The organism is Streptomyces sp. NPDC088746 (genome assembly GCF_044751065.1).
GTDB lineage: Bacteria > Actinomycetota > Actinomycetes > Streptomycetales > Streptomycetaceae > Streptomyces.
This window is the reverse complement of the sequence record NZ_JBIVLA010000002.1, coordinates 774,712-797,557: the sequence shown is the minus strand read 5'-3', so window position 1 is coordinate 797,557 and position 22,846 is coordinate 774,712. Positions and strand designations below refer to the sequence as shown.

Below are 22,846 nucleotides of genomic sequence, written 5' to 3'. Positions count from 1 at the left end.
ATGTGGGGGCCGCCCGACCGGACGGCCCCCACATCCACGTACGGTCTCAGCCGGCTATGCGGCCCGTCGGCGCCGCGGCCTTGAGCTCCACGTCGCGCCTGCGGCGCCGGGCGAGCACCACGCGGCGTTCGGCGGCGGTGAGGCCGCCCCACACCCCGTAGGGCTCGGGCTGTATGAGCGCGTGCTCCCGGCACTCCACCATCACCGGGCATCTCGCACAGACCTGCTTCGCTGCCTCCTCACGGGCCAGCCGGGCAGCGGTCGGCTCCTTCGACGGGGCGAAGAAGAGCCCGGCTTCGTCCCGGCGGCACACAGCCTCCGAGTGCCAGGGCCCCGCCTGGTCCTCCCGCGCGGGTGTGCGCTGGGACGGCACGGCGGCGACCTGCAGGGGCTGATGCGGCATGTGCAGCACGGTCCACTCCTGACGACGGCTTCGGCTTCGTGAGCGAGAGGCGATGCAGCTCTCCCTACCCGCTGTACGCACGCCTATGCACTGAGTGGCGCCGCCTTCCGGCCCCCGCGACGCCATCACGGCGCCCGCCGGCCGGAATTCGCGGTCCCCGGCCGCGCGGCCTCAGTGGCCGAGGTGCTTGCGCAGCTGCCGCTGGAGGTTGGTGATGAGCTTGCCACGCTTGGGCTTCGCCTCGACGTTCCCGAACACGGAATAGCCGTTGACGACGACCACCGGTGCCTCGGGGTCGGTGGATTCCAGTGTGTCGACCTCGAAATTGCCGAAAATGCCCGTTCCGCTGCCGCGCAGCGAGATGTTCTCGGGGACCTTGATCTCGACACTGCCGAAGATGGACGTCGCGTTGATGACCGTCAGACGCTGGCCGAACAGCGCCTCGGTCAGGTCGATCTCCACGCTGCCGAAGAGCGAGAAGGCGTTCGTGCGCCCACCGACGCGCCAACGGCCCCTGCGGGTGGAGCTGCTGAAGACCGCCACCAGATTCTCGGCGGGACCGGTCGCCGCCTCCGGGCCGTAACCGTAGGGCGAGGGGGCCGGGCGGGCGGCGCCCGCTGCCGGGAGGTCCTGGACCAGCGGCTCGAGCTCGCCGATGGTCTTGGCGCGGTAGACCAGGTCGACCCGCTCGGCGTGCTCCTCGGCCGTCAGCCGGCCCTCGGCCATGGCGTCCCGCAGGATGTCCGCGATCCGGTCGCGGTCCGCGTCGGATGCGCGGATTCCGGCGGGCGCGGGACCGGCCGGAGCGACGGGCTGCTGAGGCTGCTTCTCAAGGTCCACCGGGACAGCGTACCGAAACGCGATAGATCGCGACAGCACCTCTCCGGCCCCGTACCGGATCCGTCGTGCGCGAATCGGCCATGCGGGAGCAAGCGTCCCGGGGTGAGCCCTACCTCACAGGCTCGGCGCGTCGGCGGCGTTCTACCCTGGTGGATGCGCTGCCCAAGGGTGGTCAGCCGCTGTCGCCGAGTGAGGAATGGCCGTAATGCCAGAGTTTGCGTACTCCGATCTGCTCCCCCTGGGAGAGGACACCACGCCGTACCGGCTGGTGACCGCCGACGGCGTCTCGACCTTCGAGGCCGACGGCCGTACGTTCCTCAAGGTGGCTCCGGAGGCCCTGCGCACCCTCGCCGCCGAGGCCATGCACGACATCTCGCACTACCTGCGGCCCGCCCACCTGGCCCAGCTGCGCCGCATCGTGGACGACCCGGAGGCCTCCTCCAACGACAAGTTCGTCGCGCTGGACCTCCTGAAGAACGCGAACATCGCCGCCGCGGGCGTCCTGCCGATGTGCCAGGACACCGGCACGGCGATCGTCATGGGCAAGCGCGGCCAGAACGTGCTCACCGAGGGCGGTGACGAGGAGGCCCTGTCGCACGGCATCTTCGACGCGTACACGAAGCTCAACCTGCGCTACTCGCAGATGGCCCCGCTGACCATGTGGGACGAGAAGAACACCGGCTCCAACCTCCCGGCCCAGATCGAGCTGTACGCGACGGACGGCGGCGCGTACAAGTTCCTCTTCATGGCGAAGGGCGGCGGCTCGGCCAACAAGTCGTTCCTCTTCCAGGAGACCAAGGCGGTCCTCAACGAGGCCTCCATGATGAAGTTCCTGGAGGAGAAGATCCGCTCCCTGGGTACGGCGGCCTGCCCGCCGTACCACCTGGCGATCGTCGTCGGCGGCACGTCGGCGGAGTTCGCACTGAAGACCGCGAAGTACGCCTCCGCGCACTACCTCGACGAGCTGCCCGCCGAGGGCTCCCCGACCGGCCACGGCTTCCGGGACAAGGAGCTGGAGGAGAAGGTCTTCGAGCTGACGCAGAAGATCGGCATCGGCGCGCAGTTCGGCGGGAAGTACTTCTGCCACGACGTGCGCGTGGTCCGCCTCCCCCGGCACGGCGCCTCGCTGCCCGTCGCCATCGCCGTGTCGTGCTCGGCCGACCGCCAGGCCACCGCGAAGATCACCGCCGAGGGCGTCTTCCTGGAGCAGCTGGAGAAGGACCCGGCGCGCTTCCTGCCGGAGACCACGGACGAGCACCTCGACGAGTCCGACGTGGTGAAGATCGACCTGAGCCGGCCGATGGACGACATCCTCGCCGAGCTGACCAAGTACCCGGTCAAGACCAGGCTCTCGCTGACGGGCCCGCTGGTCGTGGCGCGCGACATCGCGCACGCCAAGATCAAGGAGCGGCTCGACGCCGGCGAGGAGATGCCGCAGTACCTCAAGGACCACCCGGTCTACTACGCGGGCCCGGCGAAGACCCCCGAGGGCTACGCCTCCGGCTCCTTCGGCCCGACGACGGCCGGCCGCATGGACAGCTACGTCGCGCAGTTCCAGGCGGCGGGCGGCTCCAAGGTGATGCTCGCCAAGGGCAACCGCTCCAAGCAGGTCACGGACGCCTGCGACGCGCACGGCGGCTTCTACCTCGGCTCGATCGGCGGCCCCGCCGCGCGCCTCGCGCAGGACTGCATCAAGAAGGTCGAGGTCGTCGAGTACGAGGAGCTCGGCATGGAGGCGGTGTGGCGCATCGAGGTCGAGGACTTCCCCGCGTTCATCGTGGTCGACGACAAGGGCAACGACTTCTTCACCGAGCCCGCCCCGGCCCCGACCTTCACCAGCATCCCGGTCCGCGGCCCCGGCCTCGGCTGACCGCACACCCCGCCGAAGGGGCGCCCCGGCCACCGGGTGCGCCCCTTCGGCGTGTGCGGACGGGTCCGGTGGAGGCGTGAACGTCGCGGCGGGGCGTGATCCGTCCGGCGGTCCGGGGCAGGAGTAGCGGAATACGGCGGGCGCCGACCGCGCTCGTTCCAGCAGGAGGTAACGACACCATGGGCGAACCGGCCGAGGACACGCAGTACCGCGTCGAGCACGACTCGATGGGCGAGGTGAAGGTGCCCGCCCACGCGAAGTGGCGGGCACAGACACAGCGGGCGGTGGAGAACTTCCCCATCTCCGGGCAGCGGCTGGAGCGGGCCCACATCGAGGCCCTGGCCCGGATCAAGGCCGCGGCGGCCAAGGTCAACGCCGAGCTGAAGGTGCTGGATCCGGACATCGCGGACGCGATCCAGGAGGCCGCCGCGGAGGTGGCGGAGGGACGCTGGGACGAGCACTTCCCCATCGACGTGTTCCAGACGGGTTCCGGCACCTCGTCCAACATGAACACCAACGAGGTCGTGGCCACGCTCGCCACGGAGCGGCTCGGGCGCGAGGTCCACCCCAACGACCACGTCAACGCGTCCCAGTCGTCGAACGACGTGTTCCCGTCGTCGATCCACATCGCCGCGACCGCCGCCGTCACCGCCGACCTGATCCCGGCGCTCGAACACCTGGCCACCGCCCTGGAGCGGAAATCGGCCGAATTCTCGGAGGTCGTGAAGTCGGGCCGTACGCATCTGATGGACGCCACCCCCGTCACCCTGGGGCAGGAGTTCGGCGGCTACGCGGCGCAGATCCGTTACGGCGTCGAGCGGCTGCGGGCCTCGCTGCCCCGCCTCGCCGAACTCCCCCTGGGCGGCACGGCGGTGGGCACGGGGATCAACACCCCGCCCGGGTTCTCCGCCGCGGTGATCGCGGAGGTCACCCGCACGACGGGCCTGCGGCTCACCGAGGCCCGCAACCACTTCGAGGCGCAGGGCGCCAGGGACGGGCTCGTCGAGGCGTCGGGCCAGCTCCGCACGATCGGCGTGTCGCTCACCAAGATCTCCAACGACCTCCGCTGGATGGCCTCCGGGCCCCGCACCGGGCTGGCCGAGATCAACCTGCCCGACCTGCAGCCGGGCTCGTCGATCATGCCGGGGAAGGTCAATCCGGTGATCCCGGAGGCCGTCCTGATGGTCGCGGCCCAGGTGACGGGCAACGACGCCACGGTCGCCGCGGCGGGCGCGGCCGGGAACTTCGAACTCAACGTCATGCTCCCGGTCATCGCGAAGAACCTGCTGGAGTCCGTACGGCTCCTCACCAACGCCTCCCGGCTGCTCGCCGACCGCACGGTCGACGGCATCACGGCGAACGTGGAGCGGGCCCGGCAGTACGCGGAGTCCTCGCCCTCGGTCGTGACACCGCTGAACAAGTACATCGGCTACGAGGAGGCGGCGAAGGTCGCCAAGAAGTCCCTGGCCGACGGCACGACGATCCGGGAGACGGTGCTGGCCGGGGGGTACGTCGAGCGCGGTGACCTGACGCCGGAACAGCTCGACGAGGCCCTGGACGTGCTGCGTATGACCCGGCCCTGACGCGTAACGCACCGTGGGACCGGGGGGCCGTCCCTAAGATCTCTTCATGACAGCGACGGAAGCGGGTACGGGAGCGGGCACCGGGGCGGGTGCGGGGGACGGCGGGCGCTGGTCGCCGGGGGACCGGATCCTCTGGCGGTACCGGGACAACGGAAGGCCGGGCGACGGTGAGGGCCACAGCGTCCACATCTGCCGGCCGGTCACCGTCGTCCAGGACACCGACGAGCTGCTGGCCGTGTGGATGGCGTCCGGCACCGAGTGTGTGAGGCCCGTCCTCGCCGACGGCACCCAGGTGCACGCCGAACCGCTCGCCACCCGCTACACACGCCCGCGCACGACGGTCCGGTCCCGGTGGTTCGGCTCAGGTGTCCTGAAGCTCGCCAGACCGGGCGACCCCTGGTCGGTCTGGCTTTTCTGGGACCGCGGCTGGCTGTTCCGCAACTGGTACGTCAACCTCGAGGAGCCGCGCTCACGCTGGTCGGGCGGGGTGGATTCACAGGACCACTTCCTCGACATCTCCGTGCGTCCCGACCACAGCTGGGAGTGGCTCGACGAGGACGAGTTCGCACAGGCGCAGCGGGTCGGGCTGATGGACGAGGCCACCGCGCGGCGGGTGCGCGAGGCGGGGCTCGCGGCCGTCGAGGTGATCCAGCGCTGGGGCGCACCGTTCAGCGACGGATGGGAGCACTGGCGGCCCGACCCCAGGTGGCAGGTCCCCCCGCTGCCTGATGACTGGGACCGCACCCCCGCCCCCACGCCGTCGTGAGACCCTTGATGCACCCCAGGGGGGCAAACGTAGGATCACCCTCCATGAACCGCTCCGCCGGACCGACGCGCCACAACCGGCGCGGCCGGTCAGGGGCCTGACCACCAGTCACCGAACGCACCGCATGAGTCACACGGCCCACGGAGCCGGGTGGACCGTGCGGACGCACGAACCACTACGAGGGGTGGAGACGTGTTCGCTGTCCGCTGCCCGGCCACCGGAAGACCCCTTGCCGGTCGCCCTGGCGGCCGTACGGTTTCGGCCCCTTTTCCAGGGGCATCCGGTGACAGCCGTTGTTCTCACCGCTCTCGCCGGGGCACAGTGGCGCCTCACAAGGTGATTGCCTCATACAACCGGCCCGGACGGACGGAATCCCACGCGTGACGGAGCATCCCACCTCCCACGAAGGCCGGCAGCCCCTCGCCGCCCGGCCGCAGGAACGCGCCCGGCCCCGGCAGGAGGACGCCCCGCCGGGCACCGCTGCCACCGCCGCGATCCCCGGCCCCTCCCCGGTGCCGCACCCGGCGAAGGGCCCGGTGGCGAACGCCGTACCGAGCCCCGCGCCCGGCGCGGACGCTCCCGTCGCCGACACCCAGACGGTCACGCGGCGCGAAGGGGACCGGCTGCGGTTCGTCGGCGCGGCGACCCGCCGGATCGCGCGGGGCATAGACCTGGACGAGATCGTGCTGGGCCTCTGCCGGGCGAGCGTGCCCACGTTCTCCGACGCCATACTCGTCTACCTCCGCGACCCGCTCCCGGTGGGTGACGAGCGGCCCGTCAGCCCCTTCGTGCTGCGGCTGCGGCGTACCGACAGGCTGCGGCTGGCCGACGAGGAGAGCGAGAGCGGGCCGGAGGGCGAGCGGCTGCGGCTGTCCGTCACCGACCCGCAGGCCGGGCTGCTGCCTGCCGCCGACCTCTGCGAGATCCGGGCGGGCGGCGCGCTCGCCGAGGTGCTCCGCGGGGTGCGGCCGGTCTTCGGGGACTCCGCCGCGGCCCGCGTCGCCCTGCCCGAGCTGCTGGGGGCCGGCCGGACCGTGCCGACCGGGCACCGCGCGATCCTGGCTCCGCTGCGCGGCCGGCGCCGGGTGATCGGCGCCGCCGTCTTCCTGCGCGGCACGGACCGTCCGCCGTTCGAGGCGAACGACCTCCTGGTCGCGGCCCAGCTGGCGACGCACACCGCGCTCGGCATCGACAAGGCGGTGCTGTACGGCCGCGAGGCGTACATCGCCGACGAGCTCCAGCGCACGATGCTGCCCGACTCCCTGCCGCAGCCCACGGGCGTACGCCTGGCCTCGCGCTACCTCCCGGCCGCCGAGACGGCCCGGGTCGGCGGTGACTGGTACGACGCGATCCCGCTGCCCGGCAGCAGGGTCGCCCTGGTCGTCGGTGACGTGATGGGGCACTCCATGACGTCCGCGGCGATCATGGGCCAGCTGCGCACCACCGCCCAGACCCTGGCCGGCCTCGACCTGCCCCCGCAGGAGGTCCTGCACCATCTGGACGAGCAGGCGCAGCGGCTCGGCAGCGACCGCATGGCGACCTGCCTCTACGCGGTGTACGACCCCGTCGCGCACCGCATCACCATCGCCAACGCCGGCCATCCGCCGCCGGTGCTGCTCCACCTGGGCGGCCGGGCCGAGGTGCTGCGGGTGCCGCCGGGCGCGCCGATCGGGGTAGGCGGGGTCGACTTCGAGGCCGTCGAGCTGGACGCCCCGGCCGGAGCCACGCTGCTGCTGTACACGGACGGACTGGTGGAGTCCCGGATGCGGGACGTCTGGACGGGCATCGAGATCCTGCGGGAGCGGCTCGCCGCCACCGCCCAGCTGACGGGCCCGGACCACTCGCCGCCGCTGGAAGCGCTCTGCGACGACGTGCTGGACATGCTCGGCCCCGGCGACCGGGACGACGACATCGCCCTGCTGGCGGCGCGGTTCGACGGGATCGCGCCGAGCGATGTCGCGTACTGGTTCCTGGAGCCGGAGGACGCGGCGCCCGGCCGGGCCCGCAGGCTGGCCCGCAGGGCGCTGAGCCGGTGGGGTCTGGACGACCTGTCGGACGAGATGGAACTGCTGGTCAGCGAGGTGGTGACCAACGCCGTGCGCTACGCGGAGCGGCCGGTGACGCTGCGGCTGCTGCGCACCGACATCCTGCGCTGCGAGGTCGGCGACGACTCCCCGCAGCTGCCCCGGCAGCGGCGCGCCCGGGAGACGGACGAGGGCGGGCGAGGGCTGTTCCTGGTCAACAGGCTGGCCAGGCGGTGGGGAGCGACCCGGCTGTCGACGGGCAAGGTGGTCTGGTTCGAGATGGCCACCCCCTAGGGACCGGCCGGGGGGGGCCGACGGCGGCTGACGCCGGACATGTGTGAGGGGCGGGTGCCGGACCGGCACCCGCCCCTCACGCGTCGCTACTGCCCCAGTACGTCCTCGCTGCCGGGCCGTTCGCCCGGCGGCCAGTCACCGTCGTCGGGGTCCTTCGTCGTGCTGGGTGACTCGCTCGGCGTTCCGGAGGGCGTCTCGCTCGGCGTCTCGGCCGGGGGCGACTCCTCGCTGGGGGTCTCGCTCGGCGTCTCGCTGGGCGTCTCGGGCTCCTCGGACGGGGTCTCCGACGGCTCCTCGGTCTCGGACGGGGTGGTCGAGGGGGTCTCGGTCACCGGCGTCTCCCCCTCTTCGACTCCTTGCAGGTCGAATGTGGCGTCGGAGCCGCCTCCGAGCGCGCCCAGGGTGTAGTCGGCCCAGATCTTGGCGGGGAACCCGCCACCGTTGGCCCGGCCGGAGTTGGCCGTGCCGGTGAGGCTGACCTGGCCGCCGCCCTCCTTGGTGGACTCACCGAAGAGAGCCACGGCCGTGGTGAGCTCCGGGGTGTAGGCCGTGAACCAGGCCGCCTTGTTGTCCTCGGAGGTGCCGGTCTTGCCGGCCGCGTCGTAGGCGGAGGTGTTGGCCTCCCGGCCCGAACCGACGTCGACGACCTCGGTCAGCGCCTTCGTCACGGTGTCGGCGGACGCCCGGCTGATCACCTGGCCGCCCACGCCGTCCACGGGCTCCATGGTGCGGTCGCGGTGCTCGGCGGACTTCACGATGGTCGGGGTGACCTTCTTGCCGTGGTTGTCGAGTGTGGCGTACACCCCGGCCATGTCCCACGTCGAGGCGTTCATCGTGCCGAGCGTGATCGCGGGACGCTCCGGGAAGTTCTTGTCCGGTACGCCCATGTCGAGCGCGGTCTTCTTCACGGCGCTCGGGGAGACGTCGACGACCATCTGCGCGAAGACGGAGTTGATCGACTTGTCCATCGCCGTCTGGACGGTCGGACTGTCGTAGCTGATGTCGTCCTCGTTCTGCGGGGCGAACGGGGTGTCGCTGCCGACGACCGGGCGCTTGCTGGTGCCGTCGTAGACCGTGTTCAGGCCGATCAGGTCGCCGTCCTGGGTGGTCGACCCGTTCTCCAGCGCGGAGGCGAGCACCAGCGGCTTGAAGGTGGAGGCCGGCTGGTAGTCCTGGCGGGTGGCGTTGTTGTACCAATGTTCGGTCGCGCCGACACCTCCGTACAGCGCAACGACCTTGCCGGTCTTCGGGTCCACCGAAGTAGCCCCGGCCTGGACCGTCGCGTCGACTTTGCTGTTCTTGCGGTCGAGCTGGTTCTCCAACTGATCGGCGACCGACTTCTCCAGCTGCTTCTGTCGCTTCTTGTCGATGTTGAGGGTGACCGTCCAGCCGCCGGCCTCCCGCATCTCCTCGGTGATGCCCTGGCGCTCCATCTCGTCGTTCGCGGCCTCGACGAGGTAGCCGGTCTGGCCCTCCATGCCGGGGGCCGCCTTGGGGGCGTCCGGGACGGGGAAGGTCAGCTTGTCCCGCTCGGCCTTGTCCAGCCAGCCCTCGTCCACCATGTTGTTCAGCGTGTAGGCCCAGCGTTCCTTGACGAGCTTCTTGCCGGCGGGGGTGGCGTTCGCCCAGTCGTACTGGCTGGGGGCCTGGAGCAGGGCGGCGAGGTAGGCGCCCTGGGCGGTGTCGAGATCCTTGGCGTCGACGCCGTAGTAGGCCTGTGCCGCCGCCTGGATGCCGCTCGCTCCGCGTCCGTAGTAGACCGTGTTGAGGTACCCGGCGAGGATGTCGTCCTTCTTCATGCGCTGGTCGACCTTGAGGGAGATCACCAGCTCCTTGAGCTTGCGGCTGACCGTCTGGTCCTGCGTGAGGTAGTAGTTCTTCACGTACTGCTGGGTGATCGTGGAGCCACCCTGCTTGCCCTTGCCGGAGAGCGTGTTGAGCAGGCCGCGCGTGGTGCCCTTGAGGTCGACGCCCTGGTCCCGGTAGAAGGACTTGTTCTCGGCGGCGACGAAGGCGTGCTGGACCTTCTTCGACACGACGCCGAGGTCGACTATCTCGCGGTTGACGCCCTTGCCGGTCCGAGCCAGGAGCGTGCCGTCGCTGTACCTGTAGACGTTGCTCTGCTTCTGGGCCTGGGCGTTGGCCTCAGGCACGTCCACGTACACGTAGAGGGCCGCGAAGGCGCCCATCACGAGCAGGCAGAGACCGAAGAAGGTGCCCAGGATCTTCCGCCAGGTGAAGAGCCGGCGTATGCCACCGCTCCTGGCAGCCCGTCGCGCATCCGCTCGACCCATCGCTGTAGTGCTCCCGTTCTTCTGCTCGTACCGATCCGGTCAGACCTGCCAGCTAACACTGAAAGCCTGGACAAATGGCAAGCGATCCGGTCTTTTCCGGACGTGAGAATCAGCACCCACTCCCGTAGGAACCGACTCCCGAGGGGTGAGCAAGGTTGCGAGGAGCGTTAATGTGTAATCACATTGCTAGCGCGGCGCTATGCCGTACGAAACGGGGGACCCATGTCCGCACCACACGACCTGCCCGGCACCACCGGCCCCGGCGCCGATCTGACGCCCGACGCCCCTGAGATGCCCGCACCCCAGGTCAGGGAGGTGACCGCCCACTCCATCCCCGGCGGGCTCGGCCTGCTCCTGACCGTCCTGGGGGTGCTCCTGGGCGTGGCCCTGGCCATCATCGGCGGCGTCCTCGCCTCCGACGGCCACAACGGAGTCGGCATCCCGCTCGTCGTCCTCGGTCTGCTCCTGGCCGTCGCCTCCTTCTTCTGCATGAGCGGTGTGAAGATGGTCGCTCCGGGCGAGGCCCGGGTCATCCAGCTCTTCGGCCGTTACGTCGGCACGATCCGCGCGGACGGCCTGCGCTGGATCAACCCGCTGACGTCCAGCCGCAAGATCTCCACCCGGGTGCGCAACCACGAGACGGCCGTCCTGAAGGTCAACGACGCCTACGGCAACCCGATCGAACTCGCGGCCATCGTCGTCTGGAAGGTCGAGGACACCGCTCAGGCACTCTTCGAGGTCGACGACTTCCTGGAGTTCGTCGCCACCCAGACCGAGGCGGCGGTCCGGCACATCGCGATCGAGTACCCGTACGACGCCCACGAGGAGGGCGGGCTCTCCCTGCGGGGCAACGCCGAGGAGATCACCGAGAAACTCGCGGTCGAGCTCACCGCGCGGGTGCAGGCGGCGGGCGTACGCATCATCGAGTCCCGCTTCAGCCACCTCGCGTACGCCCCCGAGATCGCCTCGGCGATGCTCCAGCGGCAGCAGGCCGGGGCGGTTGTCGCGGCACGCCAGCAGATCGTCGAGGGTGCGGTGGGCATGGTCGAGATGGCGCTGACCCGGATCGCGGAGCAGGACATCGTCGAGCTCGACTCCGAGCGGAAGGCGGCGATGGTCAGCAACCTGATGGTGGTGCTGTGCGGTGACCGTGCGGCGCAGCCGGTCCTGAACACGGGCACGCTCTACCAGTGACCGACGACGCGGCTCCTCCCCCCGGCCGGGCGGCCCGGCGCGGCCCCGCCCGCAAGCAGATGCTGCTGCGGCTCGATCCGGCGGTGCACGACGCGCTGGCCCGCTGGGCGTCGGACGAGCTCCGCAGCGCGAACGCGCAGATCGAGTTCCTGCTGCGGCGGGCGCTGGCGGAGGCGGGCCGGCTCCCGGGCGGCGCGGCACCGATCCCCCGCCGGGGCCGCCCCCCGAAGAGCCCGCCCCCGGATCGGCCCGAACCACCGGAGTGACCCCGGCCCGGCTTCGTCCTCGATCTCCCCCAGACTTCGTCCGGGGGGACCCCCAACGGGCTTGATTCTGCCCCTGCGCCCACCGCCACAGGCCGGCACACCCAAGCCCCGCCGGATATTGAGGCGCGAGGGCTCGGGGGCGGAGCCCTTGGGGCGGGCCCGGGCGCCGTGCCCCGGAGTCGTATGCATGCCGCGTATACATGCCATGTATAGTGCGCGCCATGTCAATCGGTCACACCCTCCTCGGGCTCCTCGAGTCCGGCCCCCGCCACGGCTACGACCTCAAGCGCGCCTTCGACGAGAAGTTCGGGCACGATCGTCCCCTGCACTACGGCCAGGTCTACGCGACCATGTCCCGCCTACTCAAGAACGGGCTCGTCGAGGTCGACGGCGTCGAGACGGACGGCGGGCCCGAGCGCAAGCGGTACGCCATCACCGACGCCGGCATCACCGACGTCAGCACCTGGCTCGCGCAGCCCGAGAAGCCGGAGCCGTACCTCCAGTCGACCCTGTACACGAAGGTCGTCCTCGCGCTGCTCACCGGCCGCGACGCCGCCGACATCCTGGACGCCCAGCGCTCCGAGCACCTGCGTCTGATGCGCATCCTCACCGACCGCAAGCGCCAGGGCGACCTCGCCGACCAGTTGATCTGCGACCACGCCCTCTTCCACCTCGAAGCCGATCTGCGCTGGCTTGAACTGACCGCCGCCCGGCTCGGGAAGCTCGCCGAGGTGGTCGCCCCGTGACCCCCGCCGGCTCCCTGCTCGCCGCCCACGACCTCCACAAGGTCTACGGCTCGACCCCCGCGCTCGACGGCGCCTCCTTCTCCGTCCACCCCGGCGAGGTCGTCGCCGTCATGGGCCCCTCCGGCTCCGGCAAGTCGACGCTGCTGCACTGCCTCGCCGGCATCGTCACCCCCGACGCGGGGACCATCAGCTACGGCGGCCGTGAGCTGTCCGCGATGTCCGACGCCGAGCGCAGCGCCCTGCGCCGCAGCGACTTCGGTTTCGTCTTCCAGTTCGGCCAGCTCGTCCCCGAGCTGACCTGCCTGGAGAACGTCGCCCTGCCGCTCCGCCTCAACGGCGTCAAGCGCAAGGAGGCCGAACGCACCGCCCGGGAGTGGCTGGAGCGCCTGGAGGTCGACGACCTCGCCGCGCAGCGCCCCGGCCAGGTGTCCGGCGGTCAGGGTCAGCGCGTCGCCGTGGCCCGCGCCCTGGTCGCCTCCCCCAAGGTGATCTTCGCCGACGAGCCGACGGGGGCGCTGGACTCCCTCAACGGCGAGCGGGTGATGGAGCTGCTGACCGAGTCCGCGCGGCTGGCCAACACGGCCGTCGTACTCGTCACGCACGAGGCACGGGTCGCCGCGTACTCCGACCGCGACATCGTCGTGCGCGACGGCCGGTGCCGCGATCTGGAGTACGCCGTATGACCTGGCTGCGTGACCTCGGCCTCGGCATACGCTTCGCCGCCGCGGGCGGACGCGAGGGCTGGGCGCGGACCGCGCTCACCGCCGTCGGGGTCGGCCTCGGGGTGGCGCTGCTGCTGGTCGCCTCGTCGGTCCCCCATCTGCTGGACGAGCGTTCCGCGCGCGACCGCGCCCGGGCGGAGGGCGCGGCCTCCTGGAACGGGAAGGTCGAGAAGTCCGACACCACCGTGCTGCGGATCGGCGCGGACACCGAGTTCAGGGGACAGGTCGTCACCGGTTTTCTGATGCGGCCGGACGGCGCGCACCCGGTCACCCCTCCCGGAGTCGAGTCCCTCCCCGCCCCGGGCGAGATGATCGCCTCCCCCGCCCTGAAGGAGCTGCTGGCCTCCCCGGATGGCGGCCTCCTCAGGGAACGCCTCCCGTACCGGATCTCCGCGACGATCGGTGACGCGGGCCTGCTCTCCCCGGGGGAGCTGTACTACTACGCGGGCAGCGACACCCTGACCCCGGCCACCGGCGGTCACCGGGTGGGCGGTTACGGGGACAGGAACTGGAGCGACGAGCTGCCGCCCGTCCTGGTCGTCCTGGTCATCATCATCTGCGTCGTGCTCCTCGTCCCCGTGGCGATCTTCATCGCCACCGCCGTACGGTTCGGCGGCGAACGCCGGGACCGCCGGCTGGCAGCCCTGCGCCTGGTCGGTACGGACATCCGGGCGACCCGCAGGATCGCCGCGGGTGAGGCCCTGTTCGGCTCGCTGCTCGGCCTGCTGGCGGGGGCCGCGTTCTTCCTGACCGGCCGCAGGTTCGTGGGCGAGGTGGAACTGTGGGGCCACAGTGCCTTCCCCTCCGACCTGGTCCCCGCCGGGTGGCTGACCGCGCTGATCGCGGTGGCGGTGCCCCTCGCCGCGGTGCTCGTCACCCTCGCCGCCCTGCGCTCCGTGGTCATCGAACCGCTCGGCGTCGTGCGCAACACCGCCGGCCGGCGGCGCCGCCTCTGGTGGCGGCTGCTGGTGCCGGCCGCCGGAATCGCCGTGCTGGCGCTGACCGGGCGGGTGGACGAGTTCACCCCCGTCAACCCCTATCCGGTCGCTGCCGGCGCCGTGCTGGTCCTCGTCGGGCTCGCGCTGCTGCTCCCCTGGCTGGTCGAGGCGGTCGTGAAGCGGATCCACGGCGGCCCGGTGTCCTGGCAGCTCGCCGTCCGCAGGCTCCAGCTGACCAGCGGTGCGGCGTCCCGCGCGGTCAGCGGCATCACGGTCGCGGTGGCGGGCGCGATCGCCCTGCAGATGCTGTTCGCCGCCATGGGGGACGACTTCGAGCGGATGACGGGCCAGGACCCGTCACGGGCGCAGTTCACCACCTACTCCGAGGACGTCAGCGGTGAGGCCGCCGTCAGGACCATCGAGGACTTCCGGGCGACCGAGGGGGTCGAGACCGTCATCGGCACGGTCGAGACGTACGTGACCAAGCCGGGGACGTACGGGCAGGACGAGATCCAGCCCACCACCACCCTGACCGTCGGCGACTGCGCCACCCTGAAGGAGCTGGCGGCGATCGGCTCCTGCACGGACGGGGACGTATTCGTCGCCCACCCGGAGGACGACAAGGAGCAGGCCGACTGGATCGACGAGACGGCACGCAAGGGCGAGGAGATCGAGCTCAACTCCTCCCACGGCCTGGAGCCGGGCGCGAAGTCGATGCTCTGGACCCTGCCGGCCGGGGCCCCGACCGTGCGGGCCGGGCTCGACCCGCTCGGGAAGGAGCACTGGGGCATCATGGCGACGCCCGGGGCGATCGATCCCGGCACCCTGCCGAACGCCCAGATCACGGCCCAGCTCAGGGTCGACCAGGGCGTGGAGGACGTCGCCGAACACGTGCGGAACACCGCGGCCAGGATCGACCCCGCGATGCGGGTCGCCACCCTGACCTCCGTGGCGCGCGACCGTCAGTACGCCAGTGTCCAGACGGCCTTGCGGCTGGGGGCGGTGGCCACTCTGATGCTGATCGCCGTGTCCATGCTGGTCTCGCAGCTGGAGCAGCTCCGGGAGCGCAAGCGGCTGCTGTCGGTGCTGGTCGCCTTCGGCACCAGGCGGGTCACCCTCGGCTGGTCGGTGCTCTGGCAGACCGCCCTCCCCGTGGTCGTCGGCCTGCTGGTCGCGACGGCGGGCGGCCTGGGGCTGGGGGCCCTGCTGACGTGGATGCTGGCCAAGCCGGTCACCCAGTGGTGGCTGTTCCTGCCGATGGCGGGCGCGGGCGGCGGGCTCATCGTGGCCGTGACCGTGCTCTCCCTGCCCTTGCTGTGGCGACTGATGCGCCCGGACGGGCTGCGTACGGAGTGAGGGCGGGGGTGAGCGCGCCGGGTGGCGCGCTCACCCCTCCTCGGGCACCCTGACCGGCAGCGCCCCCATCGCCCCGCGCAGCGCGGCCGCGAGTTCCTCGAACTCCTCGTGCCTCGCCGAGCCCGTCCGCACCGCCAGCGCCACCCGCCGGGAGGGCGCGGGATCCTCGAAGTACCCGGTGGCCAGCGCCTCGTTACGCCCGGTCTCCACCGTCACGGCCGTACGCGGAAGAAGCGTCACCCCCAGCCCGCCGGCGACCAGCTGGACCAGCGTGGAGAGCCCGGCCGCGGTCGTGGTCACCGGCGCCCCCTGGGTGCGCCCCGCCTCCCGGCAGATGTCCAGCGCCTGGTCGCGCAGGCAGTGCCCCTCGTCGAGCAGCAGCAGCGGCAGATCGCGCAGCGTCCCGCGCGACAGGCCGGTACGCCCGGCGAGCTGGTGCTGCTTCTCCATGACGAGCACGAAGTCCTCGTCGAACAGCGGCAGTTCCGTGACACCGGGCACCCCCAGCGGCACCGCGAGCAGCAGCAGGTCCAGCCGGCCGGCCCCCAGCCCCTCCAGCAGCGAGGAGGTCTGCTCCTCGTGGACCTGGAGATCCAGGTCCGGGTAGCGCTCATGGACCAGCCTGAGCACGGCGGGCAGCAGATACGGCGCGACCGTCGGGATCACGCCGAGCCTGAGCACCCCGGTGAAGGGCGCGCGCACCGCCTCGGCCTCCTCCATCAGCTCGCCGAGCGCCTCCAGCACCGCCCGGCTCCGCACCGCGAGACGCTCCCCCGCGGGCGAGAGCAGCACCTTGCGCGTCGTACGCTCGATGAGCTGGACACCCAGTGCCACCTCCAGCGCGGACACCGCCCCGGAGAGCGCGGGCTGACTCATCCCGATTGCAGCCGCCGCGTCCCGGAAGTGCAGATGCTCCGCCACGGCCGCGAAGGCGCGCAGCTGCGAGAGGCTGGGCTGCTTGACCCTAATAGCCTGATTTACATACGCCACTGATAGGCACCTCCGATCATACGGACCGAGTGTAGCTATTTCCGTGATCAATGCACTCTGTGCCAAGGTGGGGACCGTCCAACCCCCAGGAACGCCCTCAAAAGGGGATTTCCTACGCAGCAAGGAGTGCGCGTGCTCACTGTCGGTGACAAGTTCCCCGAGTTCGACCTGACCGCTTGCGTGTCGCTGGAGAGCGGCAAGGAGTTCGAGCAGATCAACCACAAGACCTACGAGGGTCAGTGGAAGGTCATTTTCGCGTGGCCGAAGGACTTCACCTTCGTGTGCCCCACCGAGATCGCCGCCTTCGGCAAGCTGAACGACGAGTTCGCCGACCGTGACGCGCAGATCCTCGGCTTCTCCGGTGACTCCGAGTTCGTGCACCACGCCTGGCGCAAGGACCACCCGGACCTGACCGACCTGCCCTTCCCGATGCTGGCCGACTCGAAGCACGAGCTCATGCGTGACCTCGGCATCGAGGGCGAGGACGGCTTCGCGCAGCGCGCCGTCTTCATCGTCGACCAGAACAACGAGATCCAGTTCACGATGGTGACCGCCGGTTCCGTGGGCCGTAACCCCAAGGAGGTCCTGCGGGTCCTCGACGCCCTGCAGACCGACGAGCTGTGCCCGTGCAACTGGACCAAGGGCGAGAACACCCTCGACCCGGTCGCCCTTCTCTCCGGCGAGTGAGCTGATACCGACATGGCACTCGATGAACTGAAGTCCGCCATACCGGACTTCGCCAAGGACCTGAAGCTGAACCTCGGCTCGGTCATCGGCAACAGCGAGCTCCCGCAGCAGCAGCTGTGGGGCACCGTCCTGGCCTGCGCGATCGCCTCGCGCTCGCCGAAGGTGCTGCGCGAGCTGGAGCCGGAGGCCAAGGCCAACCTCTCCGCCGAGGCGTACACCGCGGCGAAGTCGGCCGCCGCCATCATGGCGATGAACAACGTCTTCTACCGCACCCGGCACCTGCTGTCGGACCCCGAGTACGGAAACCTCCGTGCGGGCCTGCGGATGAACGTCATCGGCAAGCCGGGCGTGGAGAAGGTCGACTTCGAGCTGTGGTCGCTCGCCGTCTCCGCGATCAACGGCTGCGGCCAGTGCCTGGACTCCCACGAGCAGGTGCTGCGCAAGGCGGGCGTCGACCGTGAGACCATTCAGGAAGCCGTCAAGATTGCTTCGGTGATCCAGGCGGTCGGCGTGACCCTCGATTCCGAGGCCGTGCTCGCCGAGTAGTACCCATGAACGAGAAGGGCCCCGAGGACGACCGACCGTCCCTGGGGCCCTTCTTATGTCACTTTCCCGGCCTCATGTCACTTTCCCGGCTCGTCCGCCGGGCGCTCCGGCCGCTCGTCCTCACCGGCGGGCTCCTCCGCGGGCCGGGCGGAGGGCGGTTCCGTCGGCGGGAGGGCGGAGAGCGCCGTGGCGCCGTGCGGCCCCGACCCGTGGACCACGGCCTGGCCCCGCCCGTACGAGCGCAGATAGCCGACCACCGTATTGGTCACGGCGACCAGGGGTACGGCGACGACCGCACCGCCGATACCCGCGACCATGCCGCCCGCCGCGACCGACAGCACGACGGCCAGCGGATGGACGCGTACGGCGCGGCCGAGGATGAAGGGCTGCAGGATGTGGCCCTCGATCTGCTGCACGGCGAGCACCACGATCAGCACCATCAGCGCGGTGAACACGCCCTGGGTGACGAGCGCGACGACCACCGCGAGGGCGCCGGAGATCACGGCGCCGACCAGGGGGATGAAGGCGAAGAGGAAGATGAAGACGGCGAGCGGGACCGCCATCGGCACATCGAGGAAGTAGATCCCGAGCCCGATGAAGATCGCGTCGATCAGGGCCACGATCACCGTGCCCCGCACATAGGCGGTCAGCGTCCGCCAGGCGCGCGGTCCGGCGCCGGCGACGCCCGGCCGCGCCTGGGAGGGCACCAGCTTGAGCACCCACTGCCAGATGCGCTTCCCGTCGTAGAGCAGGAAGAGCGTCGAGAACATCGCCAGCAGCAGCCCGGTGAGGACCTCCACCATCACGGTGACGCCCTGGAGGCCGGCGGAGGTGATCTCCTCCGTGTTGGTGCCGATGGTGTCGCTGAGGTTCTTCGCGATGTCGTTGATCTGCGACTCGGTGACATGGAACGGGCTGTCCAGGAGCCAGCGTTTCAGCTCGTCGATGCCATCCCGGACCCGGTCCGAGAGGTCGTCCAGATTGTCCATCACCTGCCAGACGACGAACCAGCCGACCAGCCCCATGACGACGAAGCCGAGCACCGCCGTGACCGCGGTGGCCAGACCGCGCGGCAGCCCGAGCCGCCTCAGCCGTACGACCGTGGGCTGGAGCATCGCGGTCACCAGCAGGGCGGCGACGAACGCGAGGACGACCAGCTGGACGGCGCTGATGATCCGCATGAGCACCCAGAGGGTGCCGGCCAGGACCAGCAGCCGCCAGCCCGCCTCGGCGGCCACGCGCATCCCCCAGGGGATCGCGGCCACCGGGTCGGGCTTGGCCGCGACGGAGGGGGCGTATGAGGGCGGGGCGGGGACCTGTTCGGCGACGACCGTGGAGAGCGTCGACGACGAGCCGCTCACGGCGTCCGCGTCGGCGCGGCGCTCGTCCTCGGCGCGGCGTTCTTCCAGGCGCGCCCCGATCTCGGTGAGTTCGGCACCCACCCGGCCGAGCCACCCCGGAAGTTTCGACATGGAATTTCCCTTTCCCCCGTACGCTCCCCGCACGCCCCCGGGAGCTGTCCGGATCGACCGTACACGCGAGAAGCCCCGCACCGTAGGACGGTGCGGGGCGTCTCGGGGTTGAGCGCGGAACCTTGCGGGGCTCCTAGTACCAGTTGTTGGCCTGCCAGAAGGACCAGGCGCCGCACGGGCTGCCGTAGCGGCCGTCCATGTAGCTGAGGCCCCACTTGATCTGGGTGGCCGGGTTGGTCTGCCAGTCGGCACCGGCGGACGACATCTTGGAGCCGGGCAGCGCCTGCACGAGTCCGTACGCACCCGAGGAGGGGTTGCTCGCCTGGTAGTTCCAGGTCGACTCGTGGTTGACGATGTTGCTGAAGCACTGGAACTGGTCCGCGGGGACCATCTGGCGGGCCATCGCCTGCACTTCGGCCACGCTGTAGGAGCTCTGCGCGGAGAAGGAGGTGGCGTCGCGCACGGCGGAACGGCTCGCGCGGTCGGCCTCCTTCTTGGCCTCGCGGTCCGCCTCCAGCTTGTCCTCGGCCGCCTGCTTCTTGGACTTGGCGTCCTTGGCGGCCTGGATGCGGGCCGTCTCCTCGGCCGACTTCTTGGCCGCCGCCTCGGCCGCGGAGGCCTGCGCGTCGGCCTGCTGCGTCAGCGAAGCGGTCTGAACCTGGGCCTGCTGGCCCGCGGGGATGTCTGCGAGCAGCGTGGTGTCGGCTGCGGCCGCCTCGAAGTTGTTGTCGTCCGCAGCGGGAGTGCTGCCCGACGCAACGCCTACGACGGCGCCTACGGTGGTTACGGCGGTGGCAGATGCCACTGCGAACCCCCGGACCGAGATCCGGCTCACACGGTGTCCTTCCAGCATCGCCCGCTTAGGTGACCTCGCGGGCGCAATCGTGCCCCTGACACTGGCCTCCCTACTGCTTGGGTCACGGGAGGCACGGGCCCGGTGGGCGACTTCCTCGCGGAAGCGCCGCGTGGTGCTCGCGGGCGGCATACGGACGGCGATTGTTGAGTTGTGTGGTGCGGGGCGCCTCTGGAGGTGCCCAAGTGCCGTATGCGGGGCCTGACGGAAGCAAGACTCTGCCGGAAGGACACGGCGCGTTGCAATTCTGTGTTGCGTGTGAAAGGTCACACCCCGTTTGGCGCACAACTTTTTCGGAAATGACGGCGCAGCACAATGCCGCCCGGCTAAGCTCCTTGGCTCGCCGGGCGGCATCTATGGGGTGTTACGTGTCAGATGTGGCCGTCCTCCAGCATTTCGGTCACGAGCGCGGCGATGGGCGAACGCTCGGAGCGGGTGAGCGTGACGTGTGCGAAGAGCGGATGCCCCTTCAGCTTCTCGACCACGGCGACGACTCCGTCGTACCGGCCGACCCTGAGGTTGTCCCGCTGTGCCACGTCGTGCGTGAGCACCACCCGCGAATTGGCCCCGATACGGGACAACACGGTCAGCAGGACGTTCCGCTCGAGTGACTGCGCCTCGTCCACGATCACGAACGCGTCGTGGAGCGAACGCCCCCGGATGTGGGTGAGCGGCAGGATCTCCAGCATCCCGCGCCCCAGCACCTCCTCGATGACCTCGCGTCCTGCGACCGCCGACAGCGTGTCGAAGACGGCCTGCGCCCAGGGGCTCATCTTCTCGGCCTCGCTGCCGGGGAGATAGCCGAGCTCCTGCCCGCCGACCGCGTACAACGGACGGAAGACCATCACCTTCTGGTGCTGACGGCGCTCCAGCACGGCCTCCAGGCCCGCGCAGAGAGCCAGGGCCGACTTGCCCGTGCCCGCCCTGCCGCCCATGGACACGATGCCGACGTCCTGGTCGAGGAGCAGATCGAGCGCGATGCGCTGCTCGGCGCTGCGTCCGTGGATCCCGAAGGCCTCCCGGTCGCCGCGCACGAGACGGACGTTGCCCTCGGCCGTGACCCTGCCGAGCGCCTTGCCGCGCTCGGACTGGAGCACCAGCCCCGTGTGCACGGGGTATTCGGCCGCTTCGGGGATGTACAGGCTCTCCTCGCCGAAGAGCAGGTCGACCTGCTCCGCCGCGAGGGTGAGCTCCGCCATCCCGGTCCAGCCGGAGTCGGTGACGGCGAGTTCGGCGCGGTACTCCTCGGCGAGGAGGCCGACCGAGGACGCCTTGATCCGAAGCGGCAGGTCCTTGGAGACGACCGTGACGTCGTACCCCTCGGCCTGCAGGTTGCGTGCGACCGCGAGGATCCGTGAGTCGTTGTCCCCCAACCGGTAGCCGGCCGGAAGGACGCCGGGGTCGGAATGGTTGAGTTCGACACGGAGCGACCCGCCCAGATCCCCGAGCGGGATCGGGGCGTCCAGCCGGCCGTACCGGACGCGGAAGTCGTCCAGCAGGCGCAGGGCCTGCCTGGCGAAGTATCCGAGCTCGGGGTGGTGCCTTTTGGCCTCCAGCTCCGTGACCACGACGATCGGCAGCACGACTTCGTGCTCGTCGAACCGGGTCATGGCTTTGGGGTCGGCCAGCAGGACGCTGGTGTCGAGAACATAGGTGCGCCTGTCGGGCATGCGGCGCTTGGTGCTGGTCACCACGGAAGGACGTACCCCCTCGGACGAGGTCGGGGAGTGCGACGGAGGTCGCGGAACTTCCCGAAGGGAGAGGACGGACCGGGTTCGGACCCCGTGCGCGGGCCGAACACCGGCCCTCCGCGTCGGCCGCACGGTGTGCGGTCCTTCGTGTGCAAAGGGCCTCCCGGGCGAGCGGGCCTGCCGCTCACTTGGCTGCGACGTCCGCCCGGTTACTGACCGGACGTCGACCTGAGAGCTGTATTCCCTCGAACACGCGAAGCCATGCCCCTGCCTGCGACAAGGTCGCCCCGGGGTGCCCGTCCCGCCCCTCGGCCGTACGGCGGGGCGCGGAGCCCGTCAGGCCCCGTAGCGCCGGTGCCGCGCCGCGTAGTCACGCAGGGCGCGCAGGAAGTCGACCTTGCGGAAGGCCGGCCAGAAGACTTCGCAGAAGTAGTACTCCGAATGGGCGCTCTGCCAGAGCATGAAGCCCGACAGCCGCTGCTCCCCGCTCGTACGGATCACGAGGTCCGGGTCGGGCTGTCCGCGGGTGTAGAGGTGCTCGGAGATCAGGTCCGTGGAGACGATCTCGGCGAGCTCCTCGAAGGTCGTGCCCCGGGAGGAGTGCTCCAGGAGCAGGGAGCGGACCGCGTCCGCGATCTCCTGCCGTCCGCCGTAGCCGACGGCGACGTTCACGATTATCCCGTCGATGCCCGCCGTGGCCTCCTCCGCCTCCTTGAGGACGGTCTGGGTCCTGGCGGGCAGCAGGTCGAGCGTGCCGACGTGGTGGACGCGCCACCGCCCGTCGGAGGCCAGCTGGCGCACGGTGTTCTCGATGATGCCGAGCAGCGGGATGAGCTCCGCCTCCGGCCGGTCGAAATTGTCCGTGGACAGCAGCCAGAGGGTGACGACCTCGACATCCGTCTCGCTGCACCATCCGAGCAGCTCCGAGATCTTGTCCGCCCCGGCCTGGTGTCCCTGCACGGCCGAGCCGCCGGACGCCTTCGCCCACCGCCGGTTGCCGTCGAGGATGACTCCGATGTGCTTGGGCACCTGGTCGTGGTCCAGGCGGCCTTCCACCCGGCGTGCGTAGAGCCCGTACACCAGGTCGCGCAAGTTCACTGAGTTCACCCTCTCGGTTCCGTACGGGCCCCAGGCCCGTCCTCCCCCTCGCGGGGGGTCCGGGGCCGCCCCCCGGGGGATCGCCGTGCGGTCCGCGCACCGCGCTTCCGCGCCGCGGATCGGCATGTCCCGAAGCCGCCACATTACTGCGGCGGGGGCACAGGGGCCCAACCCGGCCTGTCACAACTCCGTGATAAGCCCGGCCACGCCGGT

General features: G+C 70.7%; 19 protein-coding genes. 11 read left to right on the top strand and 8 right to left on the bottom strand.

From position 1 onward, the window contains the following. Nucleotides 1-46: 46 nt before the first annotated feature. Both ACIP63_RS11190 and ACIP63_RS11185 read right to left on the bottom strand, forming a co-directional pair. Nucleotides 47-412: a WhiB family transcriptional regulator gene (locus tag ACIP63_RS11190; protein WP_401513680.1), complete on the bottom strand. Its 366-nt coding sequence runs from the start codon at nt 410-412 to the stop codon at nt 47-49. A gap of 162 nt (nt 413-574) precedes the next feature. Then, a complete protein-coding gene (locus ACIP63_RS11185; RefSeq protein ID WP_401513677.1) occupies nt 575-1,243 on the bottom strand; it encodes a DUF1707 domain-containing protein in 669 nt (222 codons plus the stop codon). A gap of 205 nt (nt 1,244-1,448) precedes the next feature. Here ACIP63_RS11185 and ACIP63_RS11180 point away from each other — a divergent pair, with 205 nt between their 5' ends. From ACIP63_RS11180 to ACIP63_RS11165, 4 genes are all read left to right on the top strand, one after another. Then, nucleotides 1,449-3,113, top strand: coding sequence for a fumarate hydratase (locus ACIP63_RS11180; RefSeq protein WP_401513675.1), 1,665 nt, complete (start codon nt 1,449-1,451; stop codon nt 3,111-3,113). 179 nt (nt 3,114-3,292) lie between these two features. Next, nucleotides 3,293-4,696 (top strand): class II fumarate hydratase, encoded by a 1,404-nt coding sequence (locus ACIP63_RS11175; RefSeq protein ID WP_401513672.1) that lies wholly within the window; start codon nt 3,293-3,295, stop codon nt 4,694-4,696. 46 nt (nt 4,697-4,742) lie between these two features. Continuing rightward, nucleotides 4,743-5,462 carry a DUF402 domain-containing protein gene (locus ACIP63_RS11170; RefSeq protein WP_401513669.1) on the top strand — a complete coding sequence of 240 codons (720 nt, stop codon included), beginning with the start codon at nt 4,743-4,745 and terminating at the stop codon, nt 5,460-5,462. A 380-nt stretch (nt 5,463-5,842) separates the two neighbouring features. Beyond that, complete coding sequence (locus ACIP63_RS11165; protein ID WP_401513666.1) at nt 5,843-7,780, top strand: SpoIIE family protein phosphatase; 1,938 nt, start codon at nt 5,843-5,845, stop codon at nt 7,778-7,780. Nucleotides 7,781-7,866: 86 nt separating this feature from the next. On the opposite strand, the gene ACIP63_RS11160 is transcribed toward ACIP63_RS11165, so the two are convergent. Continuing rightward, complete coding sequence (locus ACIP63_RS11160) at nt 7,867-10,074, bottom strand: transglycosylase domain-containing protein (RefSeq protein WP_401513663.1); 2,208 nt, start codon at nt 10,072-10,074, stop codon at nt 7,867-7,869. Nucleotides 10,075-10,296: 222 nt separating this feature from the next. On the opposite strand from ACIP63_RS11160, the gene ACIP63_RS11155 reads away from it, so the two are divergent. From ACIP63_RS11155 to ACIP63_RS11135, 5 genes are all read left to right on the top strand, one after another. Beyond that, nucleotides 10,297-11,268 (top strand): SPFH domain-containing protein, encoded by a 972-nt coding sequence (locus tag ACIP63_RS11155; protein ID WP_401513660.1) that lies wholly within the window; start codon nt 10,297-10,299, stop codon nt 11,266-11,268. Further along, nucleotides 11,265-11,534 carry a hypothetical protein gene (locus ACIP63_RS11150; protein WP_401513657.1) on the top strand — a complete coding sequence of 90 codons (270 nt, stop codon included), beginning with the start codon at nt 11,265-11,267 and terminating at the stop codon, nt 11,532-11,534. The genes ACIP63_RS11155 and ACIP63_RS11150 overlap by 4 nt, the downstream gene beginning before the upstream one ends. Before the next feature lie 221 nt (nt 11,535-11,755). Then, nucleotides 11,756-12,280, top strand: coding sequence for a PadR family transcriptional regulator (locus ACIP63_RS11145; protein WP_401513655.1), 525 nt, complete (start codon nt 11,756-11,758; stop codon nt 12,278-12,280). Next, complete coding sequence (locus tag ACIP63_RS11140; RefSeq protein ID WP_401513652.1) at nt 12,277-12,963, top strand: ABC transporter ATP-binding protein; 687 nt, start codon at nt 12,277-12,279, stop codon at nt 12,961-12,963. The genes ACIP63_RS11145 and ACIP63_RS11140 overlap by 4 nt, the downstream gene beginning before the upstream one ends. Next, nucleotides 12,960-15,296, top strand: coding sequence for an ABC transporter permease (locus ACIP63_RS11135; protein ID WP_401513649.1), 2,337 nt, complete (start codon nt 12,960-12,962; stop codon nt 15,294-15,296). The genes ACIP63_RS11140 and ACIP63_RS11135 overlap by 4 nt, the downstream gene beginning before the upstream one ends. Nucleotides 15,297-15,326: 30 nt before the next feature. On the opposite strand, the gene ACIP63_RS11130 is transcribed toward ACIP63_RS11135, so the two are convergent. Beyond that, entirely contained in the window at nt 15,327-16,286 is a 960-nt protein-coding gene (locus ACIP63_RS11130) for a LysR substrate-binding domain-containing protein (protein ID WP_401513647.1), read from the bottom strand. A 132-nt stretch (nt 16,287-16,418) separates the two neighbouring features. On the opposite strand from ACIP63_RS11130, the gene ACIP63_RS11125 reads away from it, so the two are divergent. Together ACIP63_RS11125 and ACIP63_RS11120 are read left to right on the top strand one after the other, a co-directional pair. Beyond that, nucleotides 16,419-16,973, top strand: coding sequence for a peroxiredoxin (locus ACIP63_RS11125; RefSeq protein WP_325745922.1), 555 nt, complete (start codon nt 16,419-16,421; stop codon nt 16,971-16,973). Between the two features lie 12 nt (nt 16,974-16,985). Further along, the gene (locus ACIP63_RS11120) at nt 16,986-17,519 is read left to right on the top strand and encodes an alkyl hydroperoxide reductase (protein ID WP_393767293.1); all 534 of its coding nucleotides are present in this window, start codon (nt 16,986-16,988) and stop codon (nt 17,517-17,519) included. Between the two features lie 77 nt (nt 17,520-17,596). Here the strand turns inward: ACIP63_RS11120 and ACIP63_RS11115 are convergent, their stop codons facing one another. The 4 genes from ACIP63_RS11115 to ACIP63_RS11100 form a co-directional block, all read right to left on the bottom strand. Further along, the gene (locus tag ACIP63_RS11115) at nt 17,597-18,991 is read right to left on the bottom strand and encodes an AI-2E family transporter (protein ID WP_401513642.1); all 1,395 of its coding nucleotides are present in this window, start codon (nt 18,989-18,991) and stop codon (nt 17,597-17,599) included. A gap of 133 nt (nt 18,992-19,124) precedes the next feature. Continuing rightward, entirely contained in the window at nt 19,125-19,826 is a 702-nt protein-coding gene (locus ACIP63_RS11110; protein ID WP_401513639.1) for a lytic transglycosylase domain-containing protein, read from the bottom strand. Between the two features lie 389 nt (nt 19,827-20,215). Then, nucleotides 20,216-21,538, bottom strand: coding sequence for a PhoH family protein (locus tag ACIP63_RS11105; protein ID WP_104788691.1), 1,323 nt, complete (start codon nt 21,536-21,538; stop codon nt 20,216-20,218). 333 nt (nt 21,539-21,871) lie between these two features. After that, nucleotides 21,872-22,633, bottom strand: coding sequence for an isoprenyl transferase (locus ACIP63_RS11100; protein WP_356713105.1), 762 nt, complete (start codon nt 22,631-22,633; stop codon nt 21,872-21,874). Nucleotides 22,634-22,846 lie beyond the last annotated feature (213 nt).

Excerpts from the sequence above, each read along its gene's own strand:
- ACIP63_RS11180 (WP_401513675.1), top strand. The coding sequence starts at position 1,449 with ATGCCAGAGTTTGCGTACTCCGATCTGCTCCCCCTGGGAGAGGACACC.
- ACIP63_RS11175 (WP_401513672.1), top strand. The coding sequence starts at position 3,293 with ATGGGCGAACCGGCCGAGGACACGCAGTACCGCGTCGAGCACGACTCG.
- ACIP63_RS11170 (WP_401513669.1), top strand. The coding sequence starts at position 4,743 with ATGACAGCGACGGAAGCGGGTACGGGAGCGGGCACCGGGGCGGGTGCG.
- ACIP63_RS11160 (WP_401513663.1), bottom strand. The coding sequence starts at position 10,074 with ATGGGTCGAGCGGATGCGCGACGGGCTGCCAGGAGCGGTGGCATACGC.
- ACIP63_RS11155 (WP_401513660.1), top strand. The coding sequence starts at position 10,297 with ATGTCCGCACCACACGACCTGCCCGGCACCACCGGCCCCGGCGCCGAT.
- ACIP63_RS11145 (WP_401513655.1), top strand. The coding sequence starts at position 11,756 with ATGTCAATCGGTCACACCCTCCTCGGGCTCCTCGAGTCCGGCCCCCGC.
- ACIP63_RS11135 (WP_401513649.1), top strand. The coding sequence starts at position 12,960 with ATGACCTGGCTGCGTGACCTCGGCCTCGGCATACGCTTCGCCGCCGCG.
- ACIP63_RS11120 (WP_393767293.1), top strand. The coding sequence starts at position 16,986 with ATGGCACTCGATGAACTGAAGTCCGCCATACCGGACTTCGCCAAGGAC.
- ACIP63_RS11115 (WP_401513642.1), bottom strand. The coding sequence starts at position 18,991 with ATGTCGAAACTTCCGGGGTGGCTCGGCCGGGTGGGTGCCGAACTCACC.